Raw genomic sequence first — 25,066 nt, forward strand, 5'->3', positions numbered from 1 at the left:
AGTAATCAGGATCCGAAAATAGCTCACTCGGTCGAAGGGACGGATGCTTTGCTGCCCAAGCGGACTAGTTCATTGGAGAAACACAGGCCGAGGATGATCAGTGCCGCTCCCGCGTACAGGCTTTCGCGCGGTACTTCATTGAGCGCCACAAAAGCCAGCAGCGCGGCGAACAGTGGCTCGGTCAGCTCCAGCGCTTGCACTTGGGATGGCTTGAGATACTCGATGGCCTTGGTGGTGCAGAAGAAGCCCAGGATTGTCGGCAGCGTGGCCAGCGCCAGCAGCGCGGCGATCGCCAACGGCGACAACTCGCCCATCGCGAAACCATCGGCCGCAGCCGGCATCAGCAGGTACAGGCTGCCAAAGAACAACAATTGTCGTGTGAAGTGCAGCCCCCCCGACACACCCATACGCTTCATGGCAACCGAAAAGGCCCCATAGCCGGAGCCGGCCATGCAGGCGAGCGCAGCACCTTGCAGGGTAAAGCCCTGCTGCAGGTCGCCGCCGAAGATCACCGAGATCCCGGCAATAGCCAGTGCAGCGCCAACGGTAGCGTTCGCGGTGATGGCATCCTTGAGGAAAATGCGCCCCAGAATGATCGAGGAAATTGAGGCACTGGCCATCAGCACCACCACCACACCTGCCGCAGCGTAGTGTCGATAGGCGGACGTTTCGAAATGGAACAGCACAAAGATGCCAAGGAATGCGCAAATAGCCGCCTGAGTCCATTTAGTCGACGCCGCCGGGCGCTTGAGGAAAAACAGCAAGATCGAGAGAAGCATGCAACCCAGTACGGTCTTGATGACAGCGACACTGCTAGCGGTGAAACCATGACTCATGAGTACTTTGCTGAGTACACCGATCGTTGCGTTCAGTGCCGCAGCAGAGAGTGCAAATATGACGCCTTTGCTGAAAGTAGATTGCATTGATGACGATCCCTGTCGCTGAATTGTCGTTCGATAGAATGCCGCCCTATATCGACGGCGCAAAGTTGGAGGATACGAAGTTCCCACCAACTCCAGTATTTATTGTGGCATAGCTGGATCGCCCAGCAGGACGCCATTCGCCTTCATCTTGCCGCCAAGCGAGCAGTCAGAGGGCCTGGCCCTTGGCTATGCAATATGAGTTGACGAACGTTGCAGTGTGCTGCAAAGACTGACGTATATCCGGTTTGGCTATTCCATGCCTGTTGGCAAATTGCTCGACCGCCGCTGTATCAAAACGAGTGGTCTGGATAAAGTCCAGGGCTTCGGGTTTTGTATTCAAAAACCACGCGACGGGAGGAATACTCAGTAGCAACTTCAGCAATCGGAGTGAAATGTAATGCCTGGGAGACTTTAAGCCCAAAGGTTGTGCCACCTGTACCAGGAGTTCTCGCAAGTTGGGAGTTTGGTCATCAAGCGCCAGCAGTTCCTGGCCCACCATGGCAGGATCAAAAGCGCAAACCGCCACTATCTCAACCAGGTAATCCACGGTGACCAGTGGCAGCCAGTGCTCGGCGGTACCGGGCACTGCAGTCAGCTTTCCCTGAACAAGGTTGCGTATCAGCTCCACCAGCGGCTGACCATCAAGGATATGCCCCGTGCGGCTGTGGCCACAGACCGTCGCAGGATGGACAACGGTAATCTCCCCGCCCTTGGCGGACATGACCTCCAGGGTCGCAAAATGCGCCTCCAGCTTGCTCCCCTCGTAACCACCGACCTGTCGGTAGACGGCAGGCCAATTCGTCGACTCCGGATAACGAGGATCAATTCCGATGCGTTGCAGATGTTCATGATTTTTCAGCATGTAGCCGCCGATCATCACTAAACGGCTTTTTTGCTCAGCCGCCAACAGCGCCACACGCTTTGCCCCTTCCACATTCACCGCACGAGAATGCTCCACTGAAAGCCCCCATGCGAAGTGGGCGCCCAGGTGGAATATGACTCTGGCGTGCCTTAGCACTTCTCGGTCAGCAAGACTCAGCCCGAGGTTGTCCCGTTCCAGATCGCCAGCTACGGCAAATACCCGGGTTGCGCACCCTCCCAAATTATCGACTTGCTCGCGCAGTGCAGCTAGTCGCTCTGGGCGACGCATCAACACGTGAATGGTGTGACCTTTTGCACTCAGGTACGCCACCAAATGTTGACCGACGAAGCCGGTACCCCCTGTGACAAAGCACTCCACGCTCATTTCCCTGTTCCTTGTTCAAGGTGAGAAATCAAGCGTAAACTATCGACCCAACTCTATAGTCAAGCGGTGTTTTCATGAAAATCGGCGAACTCGAGGCCCGCAGCGGCGCCAGCCGCCATACGCTGCGTTACTACGAGCAAATCGGCCTGATCTCATCGCTGCGGCAAACTAACAACTATCGCGTTTATACAGCGCAAACTCTGCAGGATCTGGACTTTATCCAGCGCGCGCAAAGCATGGGATTTTCCCTGGGGGAAATAGGCGAGATTCTGGATGCGCAGCGCAACAAGCTGATCGATTGTGCTGACGGCGCTAAGCTAATTGAAAAGAAGATGGCAGAAATCAAACAGAAAATCGCCAACTTCCAAAGCATTTATCGGTACCTGGATCAAGAGCGTGCAAACCTCGAAGCCAGTGCTGCCAGGCAACTTGAGCTTCAGCAGCTGAACAACGCTTCCAACTGAACGGTCAGCATCCGGGAAACGGAAGCTGCAGCCTGCTTACAGTTTAAAGTCCATCGCTTACGCATTTTCTCAAACTTTGTGGCCAGGCCCTAGACAGTAAGCGTCCGCCCAAAAGACCTTGCGTGGTTAAACGGGCGCCATCTATGCGGCAGCCATTCGATAATCTCGCTCGGCTGCTGCATCGGCAGTCGCGTGAGCACGCCCTTTAAATACGCATACGGATCATGGCCGTTAAGCCGTGCCGACTGGTTCAAACTCATAATCGCAGCCGCACGTGTACCGATGCGTAAGGAGCCCGCGAATAGCCAGTTTGAACGCCCGAAAACCCATGGCCGGATTTGATTTCCACATCAGTGAATTGCTCCGGATTTGCTAGACACATGATGTTTGCTTTGGGTCGAAAGCAGCTTTTCGTGACTTGCAGCTTTTGGCCGATAGCAGTCGCTTAAAAGCGACCGCTTACGGCCGAGGCTGTGTAAAAACTTTTTTGATCGTAATAGGTCGCTGGATTCGACACAAAAATTGCGCTCCTACGCAAATTTCAGGTCTGCTGAGTTGCCGAGTGCCAGCATTCCTAGAGCTCCACTTTGTTGTTCGCGGACTGCGTCAAAAACTCGGTGATCAGTGACGTAACCTGCTGTTGGATTACCTCGCGTGGGCGAGCATTGTCGCCATCCCCGCAAATGATGCCATCGCCAGGAATGTCCTCTTCGAGTAATGCCACTGCACCTGGTTTGCAAATCGACAAGAAGCTGAAATGGCTGGCGTCACTGATCTCGACATAGCGGCTGGACGCTTGGGGCAGGCGTGTGGCCAGATTGGCGGACTCCAACTGAGCAGGCAGTTCCACCGATGGTGCGCCGGCAGCGATAACTAGCACCGGCACCGGCAGTGCCGCAAGGCTCTCATCGGTCATCCCGCGCGAGAGACCCAGGTCCAAAGAAACCACAGCGGTGACGCGTTGATCGCGCAAATCGCCGGCCAGACCAGCCTTTAATGCCGGAGTACTCTCAGGGTTGATCTTTTGATAATTGGTGCAACTGGATAACTGCGGATGGAGTTTGCAGTCACGGGCAAACAGGGCCGGGTCGAAACGAGCGCCGGCGATCTCCATTGCAGTCCAGCCGCCGAGTGAATGGCCCACTACAGCAATTTGACGCTTTGCGACCACGCCAAATTTTTCAGGTTGAGTGGTGACCGCCTCAATAGCCCGATGCAGGTCAATGGGCCGCTGCCATAACTGCGCCGCCGCTTGCGGGCTGCGATCATGGGTCGTGGTGCCGGGGTGGTTGACCGCTGCGACAATGTAACCCTTATGGGCCAATGCACTCGCCAACCAGTTCTGATTGTTCCAATTGCCTCTGAATCCATGGGAGAGCACCACCAATGGGTGCTCGCCAGCAGAGGGTGGCGCGTTGCGAACCGCAGAAGCACCGACAAACACCACATCGTCGCCGATCAACTGTGGGGTGACGGTCGTTGTACTGGGATACCAGACGACCATCTCCAGCGGACGCTCATTGTGTGGGTCCGGCAAGGTGGAGGATTGGAAGCCGACAGAGTTTACGTCAGCGAGAGCGTTGGTCGTCAGACAGGTTAAAAGCAGGACGCCGAGAGCTGTTTTCAATGGGGTTGTCTTCCTTGATTTAGAGAGGGATTCAGAATCCTGAAACCCAACGATAGCGTGCATCACATCTCGCAAATTATAGAAATCCAGCGCCGTGAGCAGGTGAATCTGCAGCGACATTAAAGCCGATACTCCGACTGACATGCATAGTTTTCGTTATCTGCATTGACCGGTTGAATCCACAGCCGATTTCTGTCTTTCACGACCCGGCTGAAACCGACCCATGGCGGACAATATTCCGATTACTGGCCGAGAACTGGGTCGCGCATAGCTGCAATCGAATATCGTGACTATTCTTTTCGGTCATAGAGCCAAAAGGAGTCGGTCAATGCCTCCCCTCACAAAACGTAGAGTTTTACTCACAGCAATAGCGTTGCTTGTAATGGTTCCACCGACAATGGCTGCTGCGTTTTTCGGTGTTATGGGGCTGATGGTTTCAATCCCGAGTTTGTTACAAGGCGATTTCTCGGCTCCGCTGACACTCCCAATGGTAGTGTTCGGTTGGCTTGGGGTTTATTCGGGGTGGCGCATCTACTTTGGACTATTGAGGTCGCGTCCCAGATTCGGAAGCAAGGTCAGGCTGATGGTTGGCTTGTTGTGCGGAATGCTTGCAGCTGCGGTCATGATTTTCGGTGTTCATCCTCTTAGTGTCAGCATCGCGTTATTTGCGCCCAGCATCATCGTTGCAGCTATTTTGGCCGTGCTGATGTGGAGCATCCCTGCCGAAAATCACCGATCATAAACGCCAACCTTACGCGCCATACACTGAGGATTGAGCCGCCCTTAATTTCGCAGACCGAATCTCCGCTACTGGCGATTCGTGACAGGTAGCTTCTGGCCGATTCCTATCTGTCACGACTGACCGAAATCGACTGTGGATTCAATCATCTAACGAAAAGGGGACAGAATTATTTTTCATTGCGTCGAGGCAGATGGCAGATAAATAAGTCTGCCCCATGCTCATTCTTTAGATCCGCCACCGCTCAAGCGAGCGCCATCAGCCTGTTTACCCGCCTCACCAACTGCCAGTGGACGATCCACAGCGGCAACGCCAAAGCTCCTCCCAGCGAACCAAGTTCGTTGGGCAGCAATGAAACAATCTGCGCGGTACACCACCCCAGCCCTGAGAACAGGCCAAAGCTTTTGAACGAGCCCAGCGCTTTGTTATGCCTGGCTTCACGCCGTAGCGATCGGGCCACGTGAGCGACAATGAAAAAGTCTTCAATGAAGTTGTAAGGTAGCAGAAACATCAGCCATACACTTCGAGGCGACGCCACCCTGGATGAAGGTTTGACCAAGGTCAGCGAACGCTGAAGGTCGCGGCAATAAAAGAATACGGCGATCAGGAACACCAGCGTCAATATCCACGCCCCGATGCTGCCCAATGCCTCCAGTTCGCTGAAGATTCCCCCGGCCACCGAAGGATGCACCAAGGGCCACGCCAACGCCCAGGCCACGGGGAGGGTCAGCAGAACCTTGAAGACGACGAGCAACATCGGCGAACCCTGCAATAAATGACAGTCGCCATTATGCCGCAGCGGATTTTGCCTTGAATGCGGTCACAGGTCGCAGGCGAGTCCCTACAACGGGGGACGGATTGATTTTTCCGGAAATAAATCTGTCCCCTATTTTTATATGATCCTCGCTACACATTGCGCCGATCTCAAAGGTGGAAGCTGTAGGAGAGAGGTTTTTTGGTGATGCGGGCGGCTTGTTCTGCTCTGGAGCTGGGGCTTGCTCGCGATAGCGGTCCAACTCCCAACCGGTCAATCACTGCCAAAACTGATAAGGACGCAGCTATGCTCGACTCCCTGGAAAAAATGCTCGCCAAGGGTGCCTGCTTAACTGACCGGCATTCACCGCTCCCCGCTCCAGCCAGATGAAATGATTTGAATCCAATACGCTCGTTGTAGAGAATCGCCACCTTTACCTCAAAAGGAAATGAGCGATGAAGTTCGAAGGGACTTTCCAATACATGGGCAATCACGGGATTGTCTTCAACATCTCGCAGATCACCCTCACCGACAGCGAACGTGGGCGCCTGCGCGAGCTGCATTTTGGCGAGGCAAAAAACGCCCACTATGAGGTCAACAGCAAGGTCGTCGAGGTGTACGACAAGATGCTGGCCAAAAACCTGCCGTGTGTGATGATGATCGGCATCTCCAAGCCGTTGACCCGGCAACAGGGCGATGCCCTCAACGCCCAGCGCACCACGATCGCCAACCTTGCAGCCACGGCCTTCACTGCCGCCGCCAAGGCCGTGGCCCCCTCTTACGTGGCGATATCTGTAGGGGCCGGTGTGCGCACGTATGCCAATGAAATCCTACCCACCTACCATGCTGGCGACGTACTGGTCAGCATCGAGGCGCAGGTCAACGGCGGTATCGGCCCGCAACGCACCCTCTCGACATTGATCATCAAGACCTGACTGGAGACGTACATGTCCGTAATTACTCAATTGGTCATTGCCTTGGTGTTGTCCTTTCTGCTCGATCAATTCCTCAAACCGTATCTGCTACGCAAGTGGCTAGGAGTGTTGTTGGTGGCAGCGGGTGCGGTTGGCTGCGTTGTGGCAGGTCAGATCCGCTTGTTGGGGTTTGATCTGGGGTTGCTGTCGGTTTTTGCCGTGGCGATGGGGATGGGATTGTTCATGAAGCGGCGGCGGTTTGAGTAGGTTGGCTGAGCGAGAAAGGCGGGCGGATTTAATATCAGAAAATAAAGCCGTCCCCTTTTTCCCAATCGCCAAGGGGCATGCTTTCGGGCGTTAACTACTGCCGAGGCGTTGAGGATTTATCAACCCTAAGAGGGTGGGCAGAGGTGATCATTGAGGCTTCATTTGATTTGGCCTTGATACTCACCTTGGTTTAAGGGCGATCCCTTCAATGAGCCTACGTAGTTGTGCTCGGGGAAAAAGGGACAGTCTTATTTCTCTATCACCAGCCTCGACAACAGTGGTAAATAAATCTGTCCCCTTTTTCTCTAATATCGAAAGAGAAGTCCTAGAATACCGGGTACGCCGGATGGCCTTTGGTTAGCCAAAATGAAGTTATGGCGCTGGCTTGGTCGAGGTGCACATACGTGAGTAGGGCCTCAAGGAGGATCAGTGTTTCTGAGCGATTTGCCGTTAGATCTAGTGGACAATCGCAATTGATCGTGATTGCGTTCATGCAGGAGATGATCTGGTAAACCATGCGACGTCAATCTCATTCGATCTATCAGCGACGCTGCGTGCCTTGATAATGATCATACTTAAACCCTCAGGATTCCACGGATGCATCACATGAAAAAGGCAATTGTTGTAATGGCAATCACCGGGCTCATCGCAGGGTGTCAAACCTCCAGGCCACTAAGCCCCATGGAAAATAGTATGGCCAACGTCCAATGTATGCTGTTTGAGGGCGCTAAAGACCCCACTGCGGACGAGGTCCAATACATTCGTAACGCCAGCGATAACGGCAACGTGCGCTGTAAGACCACGCTCGGTGGTTTGTATGAGTTCGGTCGTGGCGGCCTGCCACAAGATTTTGGCAAGGCTAGATCGCTATATGAGTCCGTCGCCGCCGTGGATGGCGTCGGTAACGAGAGACTGGCACGCATGGCCGAGAATGGCCACGGGCAGGCGCATAACGACGTCGAAGCGCGACGGCTTTATCAGTTGGCACTGACCAACAGCGACAGCGATAAAAGTAAACTCGCATTGGCCAGATTGATGGAGGAGGGTCGCGGTGGCTCGCAGGACTTGTTCGGGGCAATGATGTATTACGTGGAGGCCAGCCAGAATGCCGGCGATGTCTCTTGGAAGGGCATTCAGCGGATCCGCGCCCAAGGGCTGGTGCTGACGACTGAACAGATCCAGCGCTATAACGAGGTCTGGAGTGATACCAGTCGCAAGAGTCTCAATCGCACGACAATGTACACCGAGATTGCCTTAAATCAGCAAGTCAAACACGGCAGCGTCAGTAAACCGGTGACTCTGCAAGTGCAAGGAAAATCTGGTTCGAATGTGCCGCAAATCGTATTGGTCGAAAGTTCGGGCAACGCTGACGTCGACCAGGCCGTAGTCAACGAATTCGGTAAATATCGAATTCCTGCCGAGCCGATATTGCCGTCAGGCCAGAAATCCTGGTCGTCCGAGCGTTCTGTCAAGGTCGGTCTGAATTGAAGCGCTAGAACCATTTGCCGGGACCGAAAAGGGGACGGATTTATTTACGTTGTTAAGTCGGCTGTCGCTTAAATTAATCCGCCCTCTTTTGTCTTTACGTTGATGTTGTGAATCTCCCCTGGTTTTGTAGATACCTCCAGGCCTCATAATCATGCCCATCAGGAGGTGCCAACAGAAATCGGCGTTACCCGGAAAAATTCAAGATTGAAGCAGTCAAGCAACTGACCGAACGCGATTTGCATGTTGCTGATGTGGCGTAGCGTTAGCCAGGAAAGCTTGCTGAGACACTGAGTGACCGCTTCTGGCCGATTGTGTTGAAAAAGTCGATCTGCCCAAACTGTCCGATCATTGACCGGTGAAAACGCCTTTTTTGCACGCTGCTACGTGAAATCCGAGTCCGGAAGCCTCTGCCAAAAGTAAAGATTTCAATCCCGGACGCGTACTTTTTTGATGCGCAAACCATGGCCGACTTTTTCAACAGAATCGGCCGATAGCAGTCATCGGTGCATGCAGAATAGCCAAGATCGCAGCCCACAGCAGACTCCTACGCCAAGCAGTCAAGTCCGTACGTAAATCCGCAGGCCGCAATCTTTTAAACGCTTAACAGACAGACAGGCATCACACCTTCAAACCACCCGCCTTCACTCACTCCCCCGCCGCCTCCCGCAAGCGTCTACCAATCACATCCATCAAATCGCACCCATCGCGCAACGGAATGGCCAGCAGTTTGGCGAAGTCGGCCAGCACCACCGTGTCGCTCTCGATATCAGCACGAAAGGCGATGTTTTCCAGCACCTGAGTGACGGTGCGGATTCGGTAGTCGGCAGTGGCTTGCAGTACGTCGAGTGGGGCTTGGGTGTCGATGAGCAGGGAGGCCGGGATCAGGTCGATTCCGGTGAGGGGCATGTATCGATTCATTTTGAAGATCTCTGTTTGATTGGCTCGAGGCCGTCACACAGTCGTCGCCAAACGAATGGGTGGCAGCTGTGCGCAGGTTGGCGAACCGGCACAGAGAGACCGGCAGACCCGAAGATCTCCCGCGCACAGCCGCCATGAAAAGCGGCTTTGCGGGTGCGTTGGCTCCTGCAATAAAGCGGATAGCCTTCGCATTCTCTGTGGTCAGGTCGCCAAACCTGAATCGCCATGTGGGCGACGGGGCGAACTATAAGCCTCACCCCATCAAGGGGCAAGGTGACGGATTCCTGAGTTTATGTACGAACAGTATTGATACGGTCCCGGACCGTTAAACAGCCTGTTCTACCTGAACCACATCTTTATCAAATCTTTATTCCCCGCCCCTCCTTTCTATCAACAACTTGTTAAGCGTCCATTTAGGCTTTCCTCATTCCCGGAGGAAACGCCATGGACTTCTTCTATCTGCTACTCGGTGCACTGTTTCTCATCATTCTGGTCGGCCTGACCTACGGCTGCGCGGCGCTCAACAGGAGGCGGTCATGACCGGCTTCTATCTTTTCGGCGGCATCATTGCGGCCGGCTTGCTGGTTTACCTCGTCGCCGCGCTGCTGTTTCCGGAGGACTTCCTGTGACTATTCAAGCCTGGGTTCTACTCGCAGCCTTTCTCCTGGCGCTGGGCCTTCTGGCCTGGCCACTGGGGCGTTGGCTGACCACGGTGATGGAGGGCCGGTTTGCCTTCGGCTCACGCATCGAGTCGCCGCTGTATCGCCTGGCCGGCGTCAAGCCTGAAACGCAGATGGGCTGGCTTCAGTACGCGCTGGCATTGATTCTGTTCAACGCGTTGGGGGTGCTGGCGGTTTATGCCTTGCAACGGTTGCAAGGCGTGCTGCCGTTCAACCCGCAGGGGTTTGCGGCCGTCACTCCCGACTCCTCGTTCAACACCGCTTTCAGCTTTGTGACCAACACCAACTGGCAAGCCTACAGCGGCGAGTCGACGATGAGTTACCTGACGCAGATGCTCGCGTTGACGGTGCAGAACTTCCTGTCCGCCGCCACCGGCATTGTGGTGGCGGTGGCGCTGATCCGCGGGTTCGCACGCCACAGCGCAGACAGCATCGGCAACGCCTGGACTGACCTCACCCGCGTCACTTTGTGGGTGCTGTTGCCGTTGTCGCTGATACTCGCGTTGTTCTTTGTCAGTCAGGGTGTGATTCAAAACCTTGACCCGTATAAAGACGTCTCGACACTGGAGGTCATGCAGTACCAGAACCCGGTGCTGAATGACGCCGGCCAGCCGACCCTCGATGCCCAGGGTAACCCGGTGACCAAGGCCGCCAGCACCGACAAGCAGACGATTGCCATGGGGCCGGTGGCCTCGCAAGAAGCGATCAAGATGCTCGGCACCAATGGCGGCGGTTTCTTCAACGCCAACTCGGCGCACCCTTACGAGAACCCGACCGCCATCACCAACTTCTTCCAGTTGCTGGCGATCTTCCTGATCCCGACCGCGCTGTGTTTCGTGTTCGGTCATGTGGTCGGTGACATACGCCAGGGCTGGGCGCTGCTGGCGACGATGACGATCATCTTCGTGATTGCGGTGGTGGCCGTGACCCATTACGAACAGCTGGGCAATCCGCAGTTTTCAGCGCTGGGCATTGATACGGCGGCGGGCAATATGGAGGGCAAGGAACTGCGCTTCGGTATCAGCGCCTCCAGCCTGTTTGCGGCCGTGACCACGGCGGCTTCATGCGGTGCGGTCAACGCGATGCATGACTCGTTCACCCCACTGGGCGGTGCGGTGCCGCTGGTGCTGATGCAACTCGGTGAAGTGGTGTTTGGCGGCACCGGTTCCGGTCTGTACGGCATGCTGATATTCGCCATTCTCGCGGTGTTTATCGCCGGTTTGATGATCGGCCGTACGCCTGAATACCTGGGCAAGAAGATCGAAGCCTTCGAGATGAAAATGGTCGCCATCGCGATCCTGGTGACGCCGCTGCTGGTGCTGTTCGGGACCGCCATTGCGGTGATGGCCGAGGCCGGCAAGCTGGGAATCGCCAACCCTGGCGCCCATGGCTTTTCGGAAATCCTCTACGCCTTCACCTCGGCGGCCAACAACAACGGCAGCGCCTTCGCTGGGCTGTCGGCCAACACCCCGTTCTACAACATCCTGTTGGCCATCGCCTGTTGGTTTGGGCGCTTTGGCGTGATCGTACCGGTGCTCGCCGTCGCTGGCAGCCTGGCGGCGAAGAAACGCCTGGCGGTCACCGGCGGCACGATGCCGACCCACGGGATGCTGTTCGTTGTACTGCTGATTGGCACGGTGTTGCTGGTCGGCTTGCTGAACTACGTACCGGCGCTCGCGCTGGGGCCCGTCGTCGAACACCTCATGATGATCAAGTGAGACCACGAACATGACACGTAAAGCGTTCTCCTTGTTCGACCCGAAACTGATAAGGCCTGCGATGGTCGAGTCGGTGCGCAAACTCAGCCCACGAATCCAGTGGCGCAACCCGGTGATGTTTGTCGTCTACATCGGCGCGATCATCACCACCGCCCTCTGGGGGCAGGCCCTCAGCGGCAAGGGTGAAGCCAGCAGCGGGTTCATCCTCGCCATCGCCTTGTGGCTGTGGTTTACCCTGCTGTTCGCCAACTTTGCCGAAGCGCTGGCTGAAGGTCGCAGCAAGGCCCAGGCGGCCTCCCTGCGCGACCTGAAAAAGCAAACCTGGGCCAAGAAACTGCGCGAACCGCACTACGGCGCCGAGTGGCAGTTGGCTCAGTCGAGTGACCTGTGCAAAGGCGACGTGGTGGTGGTTGAAGCCGGTGACCTCGCGAACTCGGTGATCCCCGCCGACGGCGAGGTGATCGAAGGCGCGGCCTCGGTGGATGAGTCGGCGATTACCGGCGAATCGGCTCCGGTGATTCGCGAGTCTGGCGGCGACTTCTCGTCGGTGACCGGCGGTACGCGGGTGCTGTCGGACTGGATCGTCGTCCGCGTGACCGCCAACCCCGGCGAGACCTTCGTCGACCGCATGATTGCCATGGTCGAAAATGCCAAGCGGCAAAAGACCCCGAACGAAATCGCCCTGTCGATCCTGCTGGTCGCACTGACCATCGTGTTCCTCGGCGTGACGGTGACACTCCTGCCCTACTCCCTGTTTGGGGTCGCAGCCGCCAAATCCGGCTCGCCGGTGTCGATCACCGTGCTCATCTCGTTGTTGGTGTGCCTGATTCCCACGACCATTGCCGGGCTGCTGTCGGCGGTCGGTGTGGCGGGCATGAGCCGCATGATGGAAGCCAACGTGATTGCCACTTCCGGGCGGGCCGTGGAGGCTGCCGGTGATGTTGACGTGTTGCTGCTCGACAAGACCGGGACCATCACCTTGGGCAACCGCCACGCCTCGGCGTTCTTGCCGGCACCGGGGATCAAGGAAGCGGAGCTGGCGGATATCGCACAGCTGGCGTCACTGGCCGACGAAACGCCTGAAGGGCGCAGCATCGTGGTCCTGGCCAAACAACGGTTCAACCTGCGCGAACGCGACATCAGCGCGCTGCATGCGCACTTCGTGCACTTTTCGGCGCAGACCCGCATGAGCGGCGTCAACATGGATGAGCGGCAACTGCGCAAGGGCGCCGGCGAGGCGATCCTCAAGCATGTCCAAAGCCTGGGCGGACACTTTCCGGAAGCGGTGCAAACCATCGTCGACCAAGTGGCTCAGCGCGGCAGTACGCCGCTGGTGGTCGCCGATGGGGCCAGGGTGCTGGGCGTCATCGAACTCAAGGACATCGTCAAGGGCGGCATCAAGGAGCGCTTCTCCGAGCTGCGGCGCATGGGGATCAAGACCGTGATGGTGACCGGGGACAACCGGATCACCGCTGCCGCCATCGCCGCCGAGGCCGGTGTCGATGACTTTTTGGCGGAAGCCACACCCGAACAAAAGCTCGAACTGATCCGCAGCTACCAGGCCGAAGGCCGGCTGGTGGCCATGACCGGCGACGGCACCAACGATGCCCCGGCGCTGGCGCAGGCGGATGTCGCCGTGGCGATGAACTCCGGAACTCAGGCGGCCAAGGAAGCCGGCAACATGGTCGACCTCGACAGCAACCCGACCAAGTTGATCGAGGTGGTGGAAACCGGCAAACAGATGCTGATGACCCGGGGTTCGCTGACCACCTTCTCGATTGCCAACGACATCGCCAAGTATTTCGCGATCGTGCCGGCAGCCTTTGTCAGCACCTACCCGCAGCTCGCCGCACTGAACATCATGGGCCTGACGAGCCCGAATTCGGCGGTGCTGTCGGCGGTGATTTTCAATGCGCTGATTATCATTTTCCTGATTCCCCTGGCGCTTCGAGGCGTGAAGTACCGCCCGGTCGGTGCCGCGCTGCTGTTGCGCCGCAACCTGTTGATCTATGGGTTGGGTGGGGTAATCGTTCCATTCATTGGCATCAAAGTGATCGACATGGCGCTGTCCGCTGTCGGTCTGACTTGAGGGAGTATGGCTATGTTATCTCTGCTGCGTCCGGCGTTGACCCTGCTGATCGCACTGTCACTGCTTACCGGCCTGGCCTATCCACTGGTCACGACCGGCATTGCCAGGCTGGTCTTTCCGCATCAGGCGGCGGGTAGCCTGATCGAGAGAGACGGCAAAACCGTGGGCTCGCTGTTGATCGGCCAGGGCTTCAGTGATCCGAAGTATTTCTGGAGCCGCCCTTCCGCCACCAGCCCCATGCCCTACAACCCGCTGGCCTCGGGCGGCTCGAACCTCGGTCCGCTGAACCCGGCGCTGGCGGATGCGCTGAAGGGCCGCATCGACGCGTTGCACGCCGCCGATCCCGGCAACACCGCCACGGTGCCCGCCGACCTGGTCTACAGTTCCGCCAGTGGCCTTGATCCGCATATCAGCATTGCCGCGGCGCTGTACCAGGCGGGCCGGGTTTCGCGGGTGCGCAACCTGCCCGTCGACAAGGTTCGCGAGCTGATCAACCAACACGCCGAAAGCACGCTGCTCGGGTTTCTCGGCGAGCCTCGGGTCAACGTTCTGCAACTGAACCTGGCACTCGACGCCGCACATTGAGCGTTAACACACGGTGAGCTTGATGGCCGAAGAACGTCCTGATCCGGACCAGCTACTGGCCCGGATTCGCGAAGAAGAAGCGCAGGCCAAACGCGGTCGGCTGAAGATTTTTTTCGGCGCCAGCGCCGGTGTCGGCAAGACCTACGCGATGCTCGCGGCGGCCCAGACTGCAAAACAGCAAAACATCGACGTGCTGGTCGGCGTGATCGAAACCCACGGCCGCGCCGAGACTCAGGCCCTGACAGAGGGCCTTGAACTATTGCCTCGCAAGCAGGTGGTCGACAAGAACCGTACGTTGACCGAGTTCGATCTGGACGCCGCGCTCGCGCGCAAACCGGGCCTGATCCTGATCGACGAACTGGCTCACTCCAATATCGCAGGTTCCCGACATCCAAAGCGCTGGCAGGACGTAGAAGAACTGCTCAGTGCCGGTATCGATGTCTGGTCGACGATGAATGTTCAGCACCTCGAAAGCCTGAACGACATTGTCGGCGGCATCACTGGGATTCGCGTCTGGGAGACCGTGCCCGACCATGTCTTCGACACCGCCGATGAAGTGGTCATCGTCGACTTGCCACCCGACGATCTGTTGCAGCGCTTGAAGGAAGGCAAGGTCTATATGGCGCAACAGGCCGAGCGCGCGGTGCAGAACTTCTTCCGCAAGGGCAACCTGATCGCGCTGCGCGAACTGGCGTTGCGCCGCACCGCCGACCGGGTCGACAGCGAGATGTTGCAGTATCGCCAAAGCGGCGCGGTGAAACCGGTGTGGGGCACCCGCGAGTCATTGCTTGCCTGCGTCGGCCCCAATGATCAGGCCGAAAAAACCGTACGCTCGACGGCGCGCCTGGCCGCTCAGCTCAATGTGCCGTGGCACGCCGTGTATGTCGAAACCCCGGCCTTGCAGCGCCTGCCCGAGGTCAAGCGGCGTCGGGTGCTGGCAACCTTGAAACTGGCTCAGGACATGGGCGCGCAAATCTCCACCCTGGCGGGCCAGGACATTGCCGAAACGCTGGTCAAGTACGCCCGGCAGCACAACCTTTCAAAAGTCGTGCTGGGCCGTGATGAACGTCCGCGCCAACGACTCTGGCGGCGGGTGCTTGCGGATCGGATTGGTGTGCTGGGCGCCGATCTTGACGTGATTCAAATCTCGCTGCCGGAGAGCCGCCGCCCACCAGCCGAGACGACCTCCACCGCCAGCGACAGCCCGATCACCTGGCGCCCCTATCTCTGGAGCGGCGCGATCTGTGCGGTGACGACCCTGCTGGCCATGCCGCTGTTCCAGGTGCTGGAACAGGCGAACATCGTCATGCTGTTCCTGCTGGCGGTCGTCGCCGTGGCGGTGCGCTTTGGTCGTGGCCCGGCCATCATGGCGGCCTTCGTCTCGGTCGGCGCCTTCGACTTTTTCTTTGTGGCGCCGCGTTTTTCATTCGCCATCGCCGATATCCAGTATCTGGTGACCTTTAGCGTCATGCTCGTGGTGGCCCTAGTGATCGGGCAAATGACCGCCAGCCTGACCTACCAGGCACGGGTGGCGCAACGGCGCGAAGACCGCATGCGCGGGCTTTACGAGATGTCGCGCCTGTTGTCCGCCGCACTGTTGACCGAACAGGTTGCGGAAATCGGCGCGCAGTTCCTCGCGGCCGAGTTTGGCGCCCGGTCGGCACTGTTGGTGGCTGACGACAACAATAAACTGCAGGCGCCGATGGTCACGGGGGACGCACCGCAAGTCGACGTTGCGATTGCCCAGTGGTCGTACGACAAAACCGAACCGGCCGGATACGGCACCGACACCCTGCCCTCCAGCTCCACGCTTTACCTGCCCTTGTCGGCGCCCATGCGGGTGCGCGGAGTATTGGCCGTGCAACCGCGGGACACGACCCGGCTGGCGGTGCCGGAACAGCGCCGCCTGCTCGACACCTGCGCGTCATTGCTGGCCATCTCGCTCGAACGGATTCACTACATCAACGTCGCCCAGGACACCACGGTTCAGATGGAATCCGAGCGGTTGCGCAACTCGCTGCTCTCGGCCATCTCCCATGATTTGCGCACCCCGCTGTCGGTCATGGTCGGGCTCGCCGAAGCGCTCAAGCTGACCAAACCGCCCCTGACCGGCGATGCCGCCGAGATCGCCACGGCGGTGGGCGAATCCGCGTTGCGCATGAATACGCTGGTCAATAACCTGCTGGACATGGCTCGCCTCGAGTCCGGCAACGTGGTGTTGAATCGTCAATGGCAGCCCATCGAAGACGTGGTCGGTAGCGCCCTGAGGGCTATCCAGCCGATTCTGGGCGGGCGTTCGGTGCAGGTCGCACTCGAGGAGGACTTGCCACCGGTTCGCATCGATGCGGTGCTGATCGAGCGTATCCTCATCAACCTGATCGAAAACGCCATCAAGTACACCCCAGCCGGCACGCCGATCAGCCTGGGCGCCAGCGCCACGCCCGAGAGCATCGAGTTGTGGGTCGCCGATGAGGGACCGGGCTTGCCCCGCGGACACGAAGAGGCGATCTTCAACAAATTCATGCGCGGCAAAAAGGAAAGTTCGATTCCCGGCGTCGGCCTGGGCCTGGCCATCTGCCGGGCGATTGCCCAGGCACATGGCGGAACCATGCTCGGTGTGACCCGCCCGGAAGGCGGTGCGCGCTTCACCTTGCGTCTGCCTCGAGAAGAGCCGCCGAACATCGAAGCGCTTTCGCCGCAAACTGACGAGGACCCATCATGAGCGAACCGGTGCTGCGTGTTCTGCTGGTTGAAGACGAAAAGGACATTCGCCGTTTTGTGCGGATGGCCCTGCAAGCCGATGGCCTGGAAGTGCATGAAGCCGAGACCTTTCAGCGCGGCCTGATCGACGCGGGAACGCGTCGGCCGGACCTGATCGTGCTGGATCTCGGCCTGCCTGACGGTGATGGCGTTGACCTCATCCGGGATCTGCGCACCTGGTCAGAGGTGCCGATCATTGTCTTGTCGGCCCGTGGCGCCGAATCCGACAAGATCCTCGCCCTGGACACCGGGGCCGACGATTACCTGGTAAAACCCTTCGGCACTGGCGAACTGCTCGCGCGCGTGCGTGCCCTGTTACGCAGGCGTGTGAAAGATGCCGAGAACCGTGCGGTACTGAGCTTCTCCGACATTCAAATTGATCTGGATCGACGCGTCGTGGAGCGCGCCGGTGTGCCTTTGCACCTGACGCCGCTGGAATACCGTTTGCTGGTTCATCTGTGCTCGCACCCGGACCGGGTCCTGACGCACCTGCAACTGCTCAAAGCGGTATGGGGCCCTTCGCACACCACCGATACGCCGTACCTTCGGGTGTTCATGGGCGGCCTACGCAAGAAGATCGAAGCAGACCCGTCGCAGCCGCGCCATCTCGTGACCGAAACCGGTGTCGGTTACCGTTTCATTCCTTGAACCCTGAGCGCCACACGTTGAGTTCAGCCGCAGGCTTCATGCACTGAGAACCCATGGCTACCGTTCGTCCAAGCTAAAGAGGGAACGCCCTTTCCTCGTCTACACCTTTAGACAGGAGACCTTTTACGGTCAATTGGACACCGGGTATTTCATTCGATGGCATACGAAGCGCCATACCGAACGGCAGCACTTCAAGCTTCGGGTTTCATTTCTCAAGGGATAGAAAAATGACCACTAGCAGCAACAACTGGCATGCATGGCTGAACGCGATGCCACCGAAACCGGATGACTTCCACGTGGTAGGTGATGTTGAAGTTGCCAATCCGGGGATCGAGGCCTATCTGACCATGCGAGCCCCGCAAGGCTTTAATCCGTCGATCCTCATGCTGGATCTGCACTTGATCCAACGGCCTGGAAACTGGGCACAAATGCTGTCCTGTACGCAGGCCAGGTACGACCGGGTAATGCCCCCCAGCGCACCCCATTACACCGCCGTCGACATTTACCAAAATGGCGAGCGATTGGCGTACATCGACTACATTCCCACCGTCACCTGACCGGCCCGTAACCGGACACTAGAGGCCGCAACAAAGGCTGTGCCGGCAACGTTCGAAAAGCGCCACGTATGCAAGGTCGGGAGGATCCGGAAAAACGCGGCGCTATCGTCTTTTGGTTACATCGGAGAGATGGTGGCAAGCGCACCGATCACGATGGTCAATGCCAGAAATCCACCCAGGAAAATCGCCATCTTCAGCATTTGGCCTCCAAAATTACACGTCTGTGGTTGCAGCGCCATTGTGAGGCTTGAACTGGATTCATTACAGAAGCAGATAGCGCGGGAAAATACGGATCAGTTCACCAGGACGGCCTCCCTGTGCTCAACGGCAATGGCGACGCGACATGTAATCGGCACACCGCCGGGTGCGAGCGTCCGCCCGCCCGCACCGACGTGTTGTGCGCCACGGCGGCGCGACCGGGCGCCTTAATATTTCTTCATCGTGTCAGTGCCCATATCGCTCTTTTTCTCCATGCCCTCGCTCTTCATCTCGCCACCTTTCTCCATGCTTTCTTTTTTCATGGTGGCACTCTTGGTCTTCTCGCCCTTGGTCTTGTAGTGGTGCTTGGTGGTCTTGGTGGCATTACTTTTCATTTCGTCATTTTTCATCGTGTCCTTTTTCATCGTGTCCTTGTCCATCTGATCCTTGGACATGTCATTCGTATTGGCTTCAGCCGCAAACAACGGGGCGGCCACCACCAGGACTACGGCAGCAATCGCCGCAGCAATCAGCTTCTTCATGTCACTACTCCTGTGCAGTTCGCGTTAAGGACAGCGGCAATGCGCCGCGTTTCAGAACAGCCGATTGCTCAACTGCCACTGAACCAGTTGTAACCCTGATCTTCCCAATATCCACCGGGGTAATCGTTGGTCACGAAAATCTCCACCACATGTTTCGGGTTCTTGAAGCCCAGCTTTGTCGGCATACGCAGGCGCAGGGGGTAACCGTATTCCGGCGGCAATACCTGATCGTCATAGCTCAGGGTCAGCAGCGTTTGCGCATGCAGGGCCGTCGGCATATCGATGCTGGTGTAATAGTCGTCAGCGCATTTGAGCCCGACATATTTGGCACCGGTATCGGCGCCCACCCGTTGCAGAAAAGTCGAAAAGGTCACCCCACCCCATTTGCCAATGGCGCTCCAGCCCTCCACGCAAATCAGCCGTGTGACCTGAGTGGTGCGCGGCAACTGGTTCAATTCGGCGAGGGTCCAGCTGTGTTTGTCCTGGACCAGACCACCCACCGTGAGTGAGAACTCATCTTCCTCGATGTCCGGAATGCCGTTGCGGTCGTAATAGGCATTGAACGGAAACGGACGCGTCATCATCGACTCGGGGTAGGTCGGTGCCAATCGGGCCGGATCGAACAGCGCTGCCTGAACCTTGTCATTGAAGCGCGAGACCATTTTCAGCATGGACTCCACCGAGTTGCTGTCGTCCAGGCGACAGCCTGTCAGCAAGGCAATCCCACCCAGCGTCCAGGCATGCCGAAGAAATTGCCTGCGTGCGGGCAATTCAAGCTCCTGCGCCACCGATTTGATGATGGCGGGGTCATCCATCCGGTCTTTACCAGTCGTTCTGTTCATGAGTTAGCGCCCCCGCAGCATGGCAATCAGGGTGCGTGGCACAAGCGCCACCATCACCAAATGCACCACGGTAAAAGCGACCAGCAACGCCATGCAGACAAAATGCACGATGCGCGCCGAGTCGTAGCCGCCCATCAGCTCCCTCAGTAATGGAAACTGCACTGACTTCCAGATCACCAGCCCCGACAGCACCAGCACAATGAGATCGAGCACGGCAAACAGGTAGGCGAGCTTTTGCAGGGTGTTGTAGTGCCGCAAGTCCGCATGGGCGAGCTTGCCTTTGAGGGCGGCGAGGAAATCATGCAGGACTTCGCGGGGGGGTATGGGGAAGAACTTGTGGGCGATACGCCCGGAAAAGATATTCAGCAGCAGGTAGACAATACCGTTGATGAACAGTACCCACATCGCCGCAAAGTGCCACAGCAGTGCACCGGCCAACCAACCGCCCAAGGTGATACTGGCGGGAATCTGAAAGGAAAAAATCGGCGAGGCGTTATAGATGCGCCAGCCGCTCATCACCAGGATGACCACGGCGATGACGTTGATCCAGTGGGTCAGCCGTAGCCAGATCGGGTGAATAGTTTGCGAACTACTCATGATGCCTGCCCTGCCGGCAACGCGCCGGTAAAATCCCCACGACCACCACGACGTGTGTTGGCTCAATCCCCCATGGTTAACCGGCAACTCCAATGGAGTCGCAAACAGCGCCGATCTGGCGACATATCTACCAAGACTAGCAGCGACTTTTAGAAACCGTTTTACATTATTCGCCCTGGCACTTTGTGCAGATGAGCACAGCCTGATCCCGGAGGACCGCTCATCCAGCCGATTTGGCGCGAGCGCCCGCCCGCACCGACATGTTGAGCGCCACGGCAGCGTGAATGAGCGCCGTCAGCGCTTTTTCATCAAGCCTGTCGCCTTCGTGGATATCAATGGCACGCCGGGTGTTGCCTTCGAGGCTGGAGTTGAAGAGGCCTGAAGGGTCCTCCAGCGAAGCGCCCTTGGCGAAGGTCATCTTCACGACCTGCTTGTACGTCTCACCAGTGCAGATGATTCCACCGCACGACCATACCGGAACCCCTCTCCACTTCCATTCCTCGACCACGTCAGGAACGGCCTGCTTGATCAGCGCCCGGACCCGGGCGAGCGTTTCGCCGCGCCAATCCCCCAGCTCCTTGATCCTCGCCTCTATCAGCTGAGAGGCAGAGCCCTCCTGCTCCCCGTCAATTGCGCCGAGCTTTTCCTTCTTCATGATGGTTGTCGTCCTCTTCAGGGTGGTTGCCGCTCACGTGCCACTGAGTATTGCGCAAAGTCTTAAGACGGCGAGCCGGCTCCTCACACCGGTCCTCGCCAAAATCCCCCGCTCTACGCCAAGTCCAGACACGCGCAGGAAAAAACCCAATTGCCCACCTGCCAGGAATCCTGTTTCATGGCTGTCCGGTTCATCATCAAACGAACCATCCGGCGCGCATCGGCCATGATGTTTGCATTCATGCCCGGTCGCCGGAGAAGATGAAAGCAGCACGATCGCTCTGGCACTGACTATCCTGATGCTACTGAGCCTGTCGGGCTCGATAACATCGTTCTCAGGGAATATCGAATGACCGCAAGACAAGTTATCAATGCTTCGGTGAGCCCAAAAGGCAGCCTGGAGACGCTGTCCCAACGCGAAGTTCAGCAACTGAGCGCCGCAGGATCAGGCAGCATCTACTCTCTCTTCCGCCAGTGCGCCCTGGCCATCCTCAATACCGGCGCCCATGTCGACAACGCCAAGACCATTCTGGAAGCCTATCGGGACTTCGAGATTCGCATTCATCAGCAAGATCGCGGTGTCCGCCTGGAGCTGCTCAACGCACCCGCAGACGCCTTCGTCGATGGCGAAATGATCGCCAGCACCCGCGAGATGCTGTTCAGCGCCCTGCGCGACATCGTCTATACCGAGAACGAACTGGACAGCCAGCGCATCGACCTGAGCTCATCCCAAGGCATCAGCGATTACGTCTTCCACCTGCTGCGCAACGCCCGCACCCTGCGTGCCGGCGTGGAGCCGAAAATCGTCGTGTGCTGGGGCGGTCACTCGATCAGCTCTGAGGAATATCAATACACCAAGAAAGTCGGCCACGAACTGGGCCTGCGCAGTCTGGATGTGTGCACCGGCTGTGGGCCCGGGGTGATGAAAGGCCCGATGAAGGGCGCAACCATTTCCCACGCCAAGCAACGGATCACCCACGGTCGCTACCTGGGGCTGACGGAGCCCGGGATTATTGCGGCTGAAGCGCCGAACCCGATCGTCAATGAACTGGTGATCCTGCCGGACATCGAGAAGCGCCTGGAAGCTTTCGTCCGCGTCGGCCACGGCATCATCATTTTCCCGGGCGGCGCCGGTACTGCCGAAGAGTTCCTTTACCTGCTCGGGATCCTGATGCACCCGGACAACCGTGACCTGCCCTTCCCGGTGATCCTGACCGGGCCGAAGAGCGCGGAGCCGTACTTGCAGCAACTGCACGCGTTCGTCGGCGCGACACTGGGCAAAGAGGCGCAGAGTCACTACGAGATCATCATCGACGACCCGGCCCAGGTGGCCCGGCAAATGACTAAAGGGCTCAAGGACGTCAAGCAGTTCCGCCGCGAGCGCAACGATGCGTTCCATTTCAACTGGCTGCTGAAGATCGACGAAGGCTTCCAGCGCCCGTTCGATCCAACCCACGAAAACATGGCCAGCCTGCAACTGCGCCACGACCTGCCACCGCACGAACTGGCGGCAAACCTGCGCCGGGCGTTTTCCGGCATCGTTGCCGGTAACGTCAAGGACAAGGGCATCCGCCTGATCGAGCAATACGGTCCTTACAAGATCCACGGCGACGCAGCGGTCATGCAACCGCTGGACAAACTGCTGAAAGCCTTTGTCGCGCAACACCGGATGAAACTGCCCGGTGGCGCAGAGTATGTGCCCTGCTATCAGGTCATCAGCTAAAAACCCTCGCGTCGACAGGCTCGGAACCGTGCGGTTCCGGGTCTTTCTTCCCTTTTCGCGATACGTCTCCCTCCAACACAGCCTGAGTGATTTCCAGTGCAGAGCACCCGTTTGACCCTGATCTGTCACGCCCGGACAGCAGCCCAGAAACTGGCGCGCTTTGCCGAGGATGAATCAGTGGACATGGACTGGCAGAACGCAAAAGGCTCATTGGCCAAGCGTTTCAAACGAGCGCCACGCCTGCTCAGCGCACCGGAAGCCCGGACCCGAGAGACCGCCGCGCTGTTTGGCGCGGACATGGAAATTGTCCCGGCGCTGCGCGATTGTGATTTGGGTCGCTGGAAGGGGCTGCGGATCAATGACCTGCAACGAGACGAACCCGAGCTGCTGCATGCCTGGTTGAGCGACAGCACCCATGCTGCACATGGCGGTGAATCGGTGGCCCAACTCTGCGAGCGGACCGCTGCCTGGCTGGAGACCCTGGTCAACCAACCCGGGCACCTCCTTGCCGTCACTCACCCGTTCGTGATTCGTGCCGCACTGATGCACGTGATGCAATGCCCGCCCGCGCTATTCAATACGATTGACGTCGAACCGCTGGCCGCCGTCGAACTACGCTACAACGGCCGTTGGCGACTGCGCCTGACGCCAGCCTGAACCCGTGATGTCAAAGGTTCTGCCAGCCGGCAACCTTCTGCGCACTGATGCTGATCCCGCCACACACGATAATCACCACATCATGGGCACCGGCAATCGCCGGGTGATCCAGATACGCCACGGCCAGCGAAACACCGCACGCCGGCTCCACCAGTTGACGCAGGTCATCGGCATAACGGACGACGCCCATGATGGCCTCGGCATCCGTCAGCACGACACAGGTGTGTGGGAAGTGCTGGATGTGCTCAACCGGCCATTGCGCAACTTGCAGCGCCCCGAGTGAGCTGGCAATGCTGCTGATTTCAGAGAGTTTGACCGGATGCCCGGCCTTGACCGCGGCGTCGAATGACGCTGCGCCTTCGGTTTCACAGGCGATAATCCGGCAATCCAGCCGGGCGTGGCGTTCCAGTCCGGTGAGGATCCCGGCCAGCAAACCACCGCCGCCCACCGACGCCACTATCGTGTCGACCTGAGGGCAGTCCTGCAGAATTTCATCGATCATCGTGCTGTGCCCTTCCCACAGCGTCGGGTGGTCGAACGCCGGCACGTATTCGGTATCGGGCGCCTTGGCGAGTTCCAGCGCCAACTGGTTGGCCTCGTCCCACACCTGACCGTGCACGATCACTTGCGCTCCGGTTTTGGCGATTCGCGCCCGGGTGCTTTCCGGGGTGGTGTGCGGCACGATGATGCTCGCTTCCAGCCCCAACGCCGCGGCGGCCACTGCCGTCGCATAGCCGGCATTGCCGCCGGATGGGCAGACCACTTTCTTCATCCCCTGCTCGGCCGCGCGGGTACAGAGCAAGCCCATGCCGCGCAGCTTGAATGAACCGCTGGGTTGCAGGTTTTCCAGTTTGAGCCAGATGCGCCGGCTGGGCGTCGAGAGCCCCGGATGGAGTATCAACGGTGTTCTGATATGCAGCATCACGGGCATCCTGATCAAAAAAAACGGATAAATAGAAGGCTGGTACCGGTGCTGGCAAAGGCACATTCGACGAATGCCCCCAGGACCGGGATATACCGCTGAGTTTAGACGTCGGCGCCTTCCTGGCTCGGCCAACACTATCAAACCTGGTGGCCGGACGGCTCGGCTCTTTTGCCCACGATTCCAAATTCAACCGGTGCCTTGATGTAAAACAAGGCAATGTCTTCGGCTTCGAGTCGCTCGAACAGGCGAGTGCACTCTTCTTCGGTAATCGCCAGGCGGATCTCGGCGGGCTGATCGCCCATCTCGAAAAAATGCGCGGAATGCAGTTTCCCGGAATGCCCGAAGCCTTCGATACCGGTTGCCAGAGTGGCCCCGTGCAGGCCCATTTCTTTCGCCAGATCGATGAGCCAGTCACCGAGCATTTTTCCGTGATGACGCCGGTTTTGCTGAGTAAAGAAAATCACCAGAAAACCTTGCATGACGGATCTCCTCTTCAATGGCCTCAATGATTCAACATAAACCTGCCTTGCCGAATATTGAAGTGCCCGGGA

Annotated in this window: 25 protein-coding genes and 2 pseudogenes; 15 read left to right on the forward strand and 12 right to left on the reverse strand. The window is 58.1% G+C overall.

Annotation, left to right across the window (positions count from 1 at the left end):
- Nucleotides 1-23: 23 nt before the first annotated feature.
- Nucleotides 24-923 (reverse strand): DMT family transporter, encoded by a 900-nt coding sequence (locus AC3WK5_RS15635; RefSeq protein WP_103315996.1) that lies wholly within the window; start codon nucleotides 921-923, stop codon nucleotides 24-26.
- A gap of 166 nt (nucleotides 924-1,089) precedes the next feature.
- Entirely contained in the window at nucleotides 1,090-2,169 is a 1,080-nt protein-coding gene (locus tag AC3WK5_RS15640; RefSeq protein ID WP_103315997.1) for an SDR family oxidoreductase, read from the reverse strand.
- 74 nt (nucleotides 2,170-2,243) lie between these two features.
- On the opposite strand from AC3WK5_RS15640, the gene AC3WK5_RS15645 reads away from it, so the two are divergent.
- Complete coding sequence (locus AC3WK5_RS15645; RefSeq protein WP_103315998.1) at nucleotides 2,244-2,633, forward strand: MerR family transcriptional regulator; 390 nt, start codon at nucleotides 2,244-2,246, stop codon at nucleotides 2,631-2,633.
- An 89-nt stretch (nucleotides 2,634-2,722) separates the two neighbouring features.
- Here AC3WK5_RS15645 and AC3WK5_RS15650 read toward each other — a convergent pair.
- Both AC3WK5_RS15650 and AC3WK5_RS15655 read right to left on the reverse strand, forming a co-directional pair.
- Nucleotides 2,723-2,977: pseudogene (locus AC3WK5_RS15650) on the reverse strand (transposase domain-containing protein); the annotation flags it as partial.
- A 230-nt stretch (nucleotides 2,978-3,207) separates the two neighbouring features.
- Nucleotides 3,208-4,260 (reverse strand): alpha/beta hydrolase family protein, encoded by a 1,053-nt coding sequence (locus tag AC3WK5_RS15655; protein WP_103315999.1) that lies wholly within the window; start codon nucleotides 4,258-4,260, stop codon nucleotides 3,208-3,210.
- A gap of 328 nt (nucleotides 4,261-4,588) precedes the next feature.
- On the opposite strand from AC3WK5_RS15655, the gene AC3WK5_RS15660 reads away from it, so the two are divergent.
- Nucleotides 4,589-5,002: a hypothetical protein gene (locus tag AC3WK5_RS15660; protein ID WP_103316000.1), complete on the forward strand. Its 414-nt coding sequence runs from the start codon at nucleotides 4,589-4,591 to the stop codon at nucleotides 5,000-5,002.
- A gap of 241 nt (nucleotides 5,003-5,243) precedes the next feature.
- Here the strand turns inward: AC3WK5_RS15660 and AC3WK5_RS15665 are convergent, their stop codons facing one another.
- Nucleotides 5,244-5,756: a hypothetical protein gene (locus AC3WK5_RS15665; RefSeq protein ID WP_103316001.1), complete on the reverse strand. Its 513-nt coding sequence runs from the start codon at nucleotides 5,754-5,756 to the stop codon at nucleotides 5,244-5,246.
- Nucleotides 5,757-6,208: 452 nt separating this feature from the next.
- On the opposite strand from AC3WK5_RS15665, the gene AC3WK5_RS15670 reads away from it, so the two are divergent.
- From AC3WK5_RS15670 to AC3WK5_RS15685, 4 genes and pseudogenes are all read left to right on the forward strand, one after another.
- On the forward strand, nucleotides 6,209-6,688 hold the full coding sequence (locus AC3WK5_RS15670; protein ID WP_054598057.1) for a hypothetical protein: 480 nt from the start codon (nucleotides 6,209-6,211) through the stop codon (nucleotides 6,686-6,688).
- 12 nt (nucleotides 6,689-6,700) lie between these two features.
- A complete protein-coding gene (locus tag AC3WK5_RS15675) occupies nucleotides 6,701-6,934 on the forward strand; it encodes a hypothetical protein (RefSeq protein WP_054598058.1) in 234 nt (77 codons plus the stop codon).
- Between the two features lie 606 nt (nucleotides 6,935-7,540).
- On the forward strand, nucleotides 7,541-8,422 hold the full coding sequence (locus AC3WK5_RS15680; protein WP_146039808.1) for a tetratricopeptide repeat protein: 882 nt from the start codon (nucleotides 7,541-7,543) through the stop codon (nucleotides 8,420-8,422).
- Between the two features lie 179 nt (nucleotides 8,423-8,601).
- A pseudogene (locus AC3WK5_RS15685) lies at nucleotides 8,602-8,679 on the forward strand (transposase); the annotation flags it as partial.
- A gap of 388 nt (nucleotides 8,680-9,067) precedes the next feature.
- Here the strand turns inward: AC3WK5_RS15685 and AC3WK5_RS15690 are convergent.
- Entirely contained in the window at nucleotides 9,068-9,340 is a 273-nt protein-coding gene (locus tag AC3WK5_RS15690; RefSeq protein WP_103316004.1) for a hypothetical protein, read from the reverse strand.
- A 536-nt stretch (nucleotides 9,341-9,876) separates the two neighbouring features.
- On the opposite strand from AC3WK5_RS15690, the gene kdpF reads away from it, so the two are divergent.
- The 7 genes from kdpF (at nucleotide 9,877) to AC3WK5_RS15725 (ending at nucleotide 18,377) form a co-directional block, all read left to right on the forward strand.
- Nucleotides 9,877-9,969 carry a K(+)-transporting ATPase subunit F gene (gene kdpF, locus AC3WK5_RS15695; protein WP_103316005.1) on the forward strand — a complete coding sequence of 31 codons (93 nt, stop codon included), beginning with the start codon at nucleotides 9,877-9,879 and terminating at the stop codon, nucleotides 9,967-9,969.
- A complete protein-coding gene (kdpA, locus tag AC3WK5_RS15700; protein WP_103316006.1) occupies nucleotides 9,966-11,738 on the forward strand; it encodes a potassium-transporting ATPase subunit KdpA in 1,773 nt (590 codons plus the stop codon). Before kdpF ends, kdpA begins: the two co-directional genes overlap by 4 nt.
- A 10-nt stretch (nucleotides 11,739-11,748) precedes the next feature.
- On the forward strand, nucleotides 11,749-13,827 hold the full coding sequence (kdpB, locus tag AC3WK5_RS15705; protein ID WP_103316007.1) for a potassium-transporting ATPase subunit KdpB: 2,079 nt from the start codon (nucleotides 11,749-11,751) through the stop codon (nucleotides 13,825-13,827).
- Nucleotides 13,828-13,839: 12 nt separating this feature from the next.
- Nucleotides 13,840-14,412, forward strand: coding sequence for a potassium-transporting ATPase subunit KdpC (gene kdpC / locus AC3WK5_RS15710; protein ID WP_103316008.1), 573 nt, complete (start codon nucleotides 13,840-13,842; stop codon nucleotides 14,410-14,412).
- Nucleotides 14,413-14,434: 22 nt separating this feature from the next.
- Nucleotides 14,435-17,134 (forward strand): two-component system sensor histidine kinase KdpD, encoded by a 2,700-nt coding sequence (kdpD, locus tag AC3WK5_RS15715; RefSeq protein ID WP_103316009.1) that lies wholly within the window; start codon nucleotides 14,435-14,437, stop codon nucleotides 17,132-17,134.
- Entirely contained in the window at nucleotides 17,131-17,820 is a 690-nt protein-coding gene (gene kdpE / locus AC3WK5_RS15720) for a two-component system response regulator KdpE (protein ID WP_103316010.1), read from the forward strand. Before kdpD ends, kdpE begins: the two co-directional genes overlap by 4 nt.
- Before the next feature lie 227 nt (nucleotides 17,821-18,047).
- Nucleotides 18,048-18,377, forward strand: a complete 330-nt coding sequence (locus AC3WK5_RS15725; RefSeq protein ID WP_019689674.1) for a hypothetical protein — start codon at nucleotides 18,048-18,050, stop codon at nucleotides 18,375-18,377.
- Nucleotides 18,378-18,802: 425 nt separating this feature from the next.
- Here AC3WK5_RS15725 and AC3WK5_RS15730 read toward each other — a convergent pair whose 3' ends face one another.
- The 4 genes from AC3WK5_RS15730 to AC3WK5_RS15745 form a co-directional block, all read right to left on the reverse strand.
- The gene (locus AC3WK5_RS15730) at nucleotides 18,803-19,117 is read right to left on the reverse strand and encodes a hypothetical protein (protein ID WP_103316011.1); all 315 of its coding nucleotides are present in this window, start codon (nucleotides 19,115-19,117) and stop codon (nucleotides 18,803-18,805) included.
- Between the two features lie 68 nt (nucleotides 19,118-19,185).
- A complete protein-coding gene (locus AC3WK5_RS15735) occupies nucleotides 19,186-19,932 on the reverse strand; it encodes a molybdopterin-dependent oxidoreductase (protein WP_103316012.1) in 747 nt (248 codons plus the stop codon).
- Nucleotides 19,933-19,962: 30 nt separating this feature from the next.
- Nucleotides 19,963-20,556 carry a cytochrome b/b6 domain-containing protein gene (locus tag AC3WK5_RS15740; RefSeq protein WP_103316013.1) on the reverse strand — a complete coding sequence of 198 codons (594 nt, stop codon included), beginning with the start codon at nucleotides 20,554-20,556 and terminating at the stop codon, nucleotides 19,963-19,965.
- A gap of 220 nt (nucleotides 20,557-20,776) precedes the next feature.
- Nucleotides 20,777-21,211 carry a DUF1801 domain-containing protein gene (locus tag AC3WK5_RS15745; RefSeq protein ID WP_103316014.1) on the reverse strand — a complete coding sequence of 145 codons (435 nt, stop codon included), beginning with the start codon at nucleotides 21,209-21,211 and terminating at the stop codon, nucleotides 20,777-20,779.
- A gap of 348 nt (nucleotides 21,212-21,559) precedes the next feature.
- Between AC3WK5_RS15745 and ppnN the strand changes: the two genes are divergently transcribed.
- Both ppnN and AC3WK5_RS15755 read left to right on the forward strand, forming a co-directional pair.
- A complete protein-coding gene (ppnN, locus tag AC3WK5_RS15750; protein ID WP_103316015.1) occupies nucleotides 21,560-22,933 on the forward strand; it encodes a nucleotide 5'-monophosphate nucleosidase PpnN in 1,374 nt (457 codons plus the stop codon).
- Nucleotides 22,934-23,029: 96 nt separating this feature from the next.
- Entirely contained in the window at nucleotides 23,030-23,590 is a 561-nt protein-coding gene (locus AC3WK5_RS15755; RefSeq protein ID WP_103316016.1) for a histidine phosphatase family protein, read from the forward strand.
- Nucleotides 23,591-23,600: 10 nt separating this feature from the next.
- Here AC3WK5_RS15755 and AC3WK5_RS15760 read toward each other — a convergent pair whose 3' ends face one another.
- A complete protein-coding gene (locus AC3WK5_RS15760) occupies nucleotides 23,601-24,512 on the reverse strand; it encodes a pyridoxal-phosphate dependent enzyme (RefSeq protein WP_103316017.1) in 912 nt (303 codons plus the stop codon).
- A 140-nt stretch (nucleotides 24,513-24,652) separates the two neighbouring features.
- A complete protein-coding gene (locus AC3WK5_RS15765; protein WP_103316018.1) occupies nucleotides 24,653-24,994 on the reverse strand; it encodes a DUF190 domain-containing protein in 342 nt (113 codons plus the stop codon).
- Nucleotides 24,995-25,066 lie beyond the last annotated feature (72 nt).

Source organism: Pseudomonas sp. FW306-02-D09B, assembly GCF_058782685.1.

Excerpts from the sequence above, each read along its gene's own strand:
- AC3WK5_RS15635 (WP_103315996.1), bottom strand. The coding sequence starts at position 923 with ATGCAATCTACTTTCAGCAAAGGCGTCATATTTGCACTCTCTGCTGCG.
- AC3WK5_RS15640 (WP_103315997.1), bottom strand. The coding sequence starts at position 2,169 with ATGAGCGTGGAGTGCTTTGTCACAGGGGGTACCGGCTTCGTCGGTCAA.
- AC3WK5_RS15645 (WP_103315998.1), top strand. The coding sequence starts at position 2,244 with ATGAAAATCGGCGAACTCGAGGCCCGCAGCGGCGCCAGCCGCCATACG.
- AC3WK5_RS15660 (WP_103316000.1), top strand. The coding sequence starts at position 4,589 with ATGCCTCCCCTCACAAAACGTAGAGTTTTACTCACAGCAATAGCGTTG.
- AC3WK5_RS15665 (WP_103316001.1), bottom strand. The coding sequence starts at position 5,756 with ATGTTGCTCGTCGTCTTCAAGGTTCTGCTGACCCTCCCCGTGGCCTGG.
- AC3WK5_RS15670 (WP_054598057.1), top strand. The coding sequence starts at position 6,209 with ATGAAGTTCGAAGGGACTTTCCAATACATGGGCAATCACGGGATTGTC.
- AC3WK5_RS15675 (WP_054598058.1), top strand. The coding sequence starts at position 6,701 with ATGTCCGTAATTACTCAATTGGTCATTGCCTTGGTGTTGTCCTTTCTG.
- AC3WK5_RS15680 (WP_146039808.1), top strand. The coding sequence starts at position 7,541 with ATGAAAAAGGCAATTGTTGTAATGGCAATCACCGGGCTCATCGCAGGG.
- AC3WK5_RS15690 (WP_103316004.1), bottom strand. The coding sequence starts at position 9,340 with ATGAATCGATACATGCCCCTCACCGGAATCGACCTGATCCCGGCCTCC.
- kdpF (WP_103316005.1), top strand. The coding sequence starts at position 9,877 with ATGACCGGCTTCTATCTTTTCGGCGGCATCATTGCGGCCGGCTTGCTG.
- kdpB (WP_103316007.1), top strand. The coding sequence starts at position 11,749 with ATGACACGTAAAGCGTTCTCCTTGTTCGACCCGAAACTGATAAGGCCT.
- kdpC (WP_103316008.1), top strand. The coding sequence starts at position 13,840 with ATGTTATCTCTGCTGCGTCCGGCGTTGACCCTGCTGATCGCACTGTCA.
- kdpD (WP_103316009.1), top strand. The coding sequence starts at position 14,435 with ATGGCCGAAGAACGTCCTGATCCGGACCAGCTACTGGCCCGGATTCGC.
- kdpE (WP_103316010.1), top strand. The coding sequence starts at position 17,131 with ATGAGCGAACCGGTGCTGCGTGTTCTGCTGGTTGAAGACGAAAAGGAC.
- AC3WK5_RS15725 (WP_019689674.1), top strand. The coding sequence starts at position 18,048 with ATGACCACTAGCAGCAACAACTGGCATGCATGGCTGAACGCGATGCCA.
- AC3WK5_RS15730 (WP_103316011.1), bottom strand. The coding sequence starts at position 19,117 with ATGAAGAAGCTGATTGCTGCGGCGATTGCTGCCGTAGTCCTGGTGGTG.
- AC3WK5_RS15735 (WP_103316012.1), bottom strand. The coding sequence starts at position 19,932 with ATGGATGACCCCGCCATCATCAAATCGGTGGCGCAGGAGCTTGAATTG.
- AC3WK5_RS15740 (WP_103316013.1), bottom strand. The coding sequence starts at position 20,556 with ATGAGTAGTTCGCAAACTATTCACCCGATCTGGCTACGGCTGACCCAC.
- AC3WK5_RS15745 (WP_103316014.1), bottom strand. The coding sequence starts at position 21,211 with ATGAAGAAGGAAAAGCTCGGCGCAATTGACGGGGAGCAGGAGGGCTCT.
- ppnN (WP_103316015.1), top strand. The coding sequence starts at position 21,560 with ATGACCGCAAGACAAGTTATCAATGCTTCGGTGAGCCCAAAAGGCAGC.
- AC3WK5_RS15760 (WP_103316017.1), bottom strand. The coding sequence starts at position 24,512 with ATGCTGCATATCAGAACACCGTTGATACTCCATCCGGGGCTCTCGACG.
- AC3WK5_RS15765 (WP_103316018.1), bottom strand. The coding sequence starts at position 24,994 with ATGCAAGGTTTTCTGGTGATTTTCTTTACTCAGCAAAACCGGCGTCAT.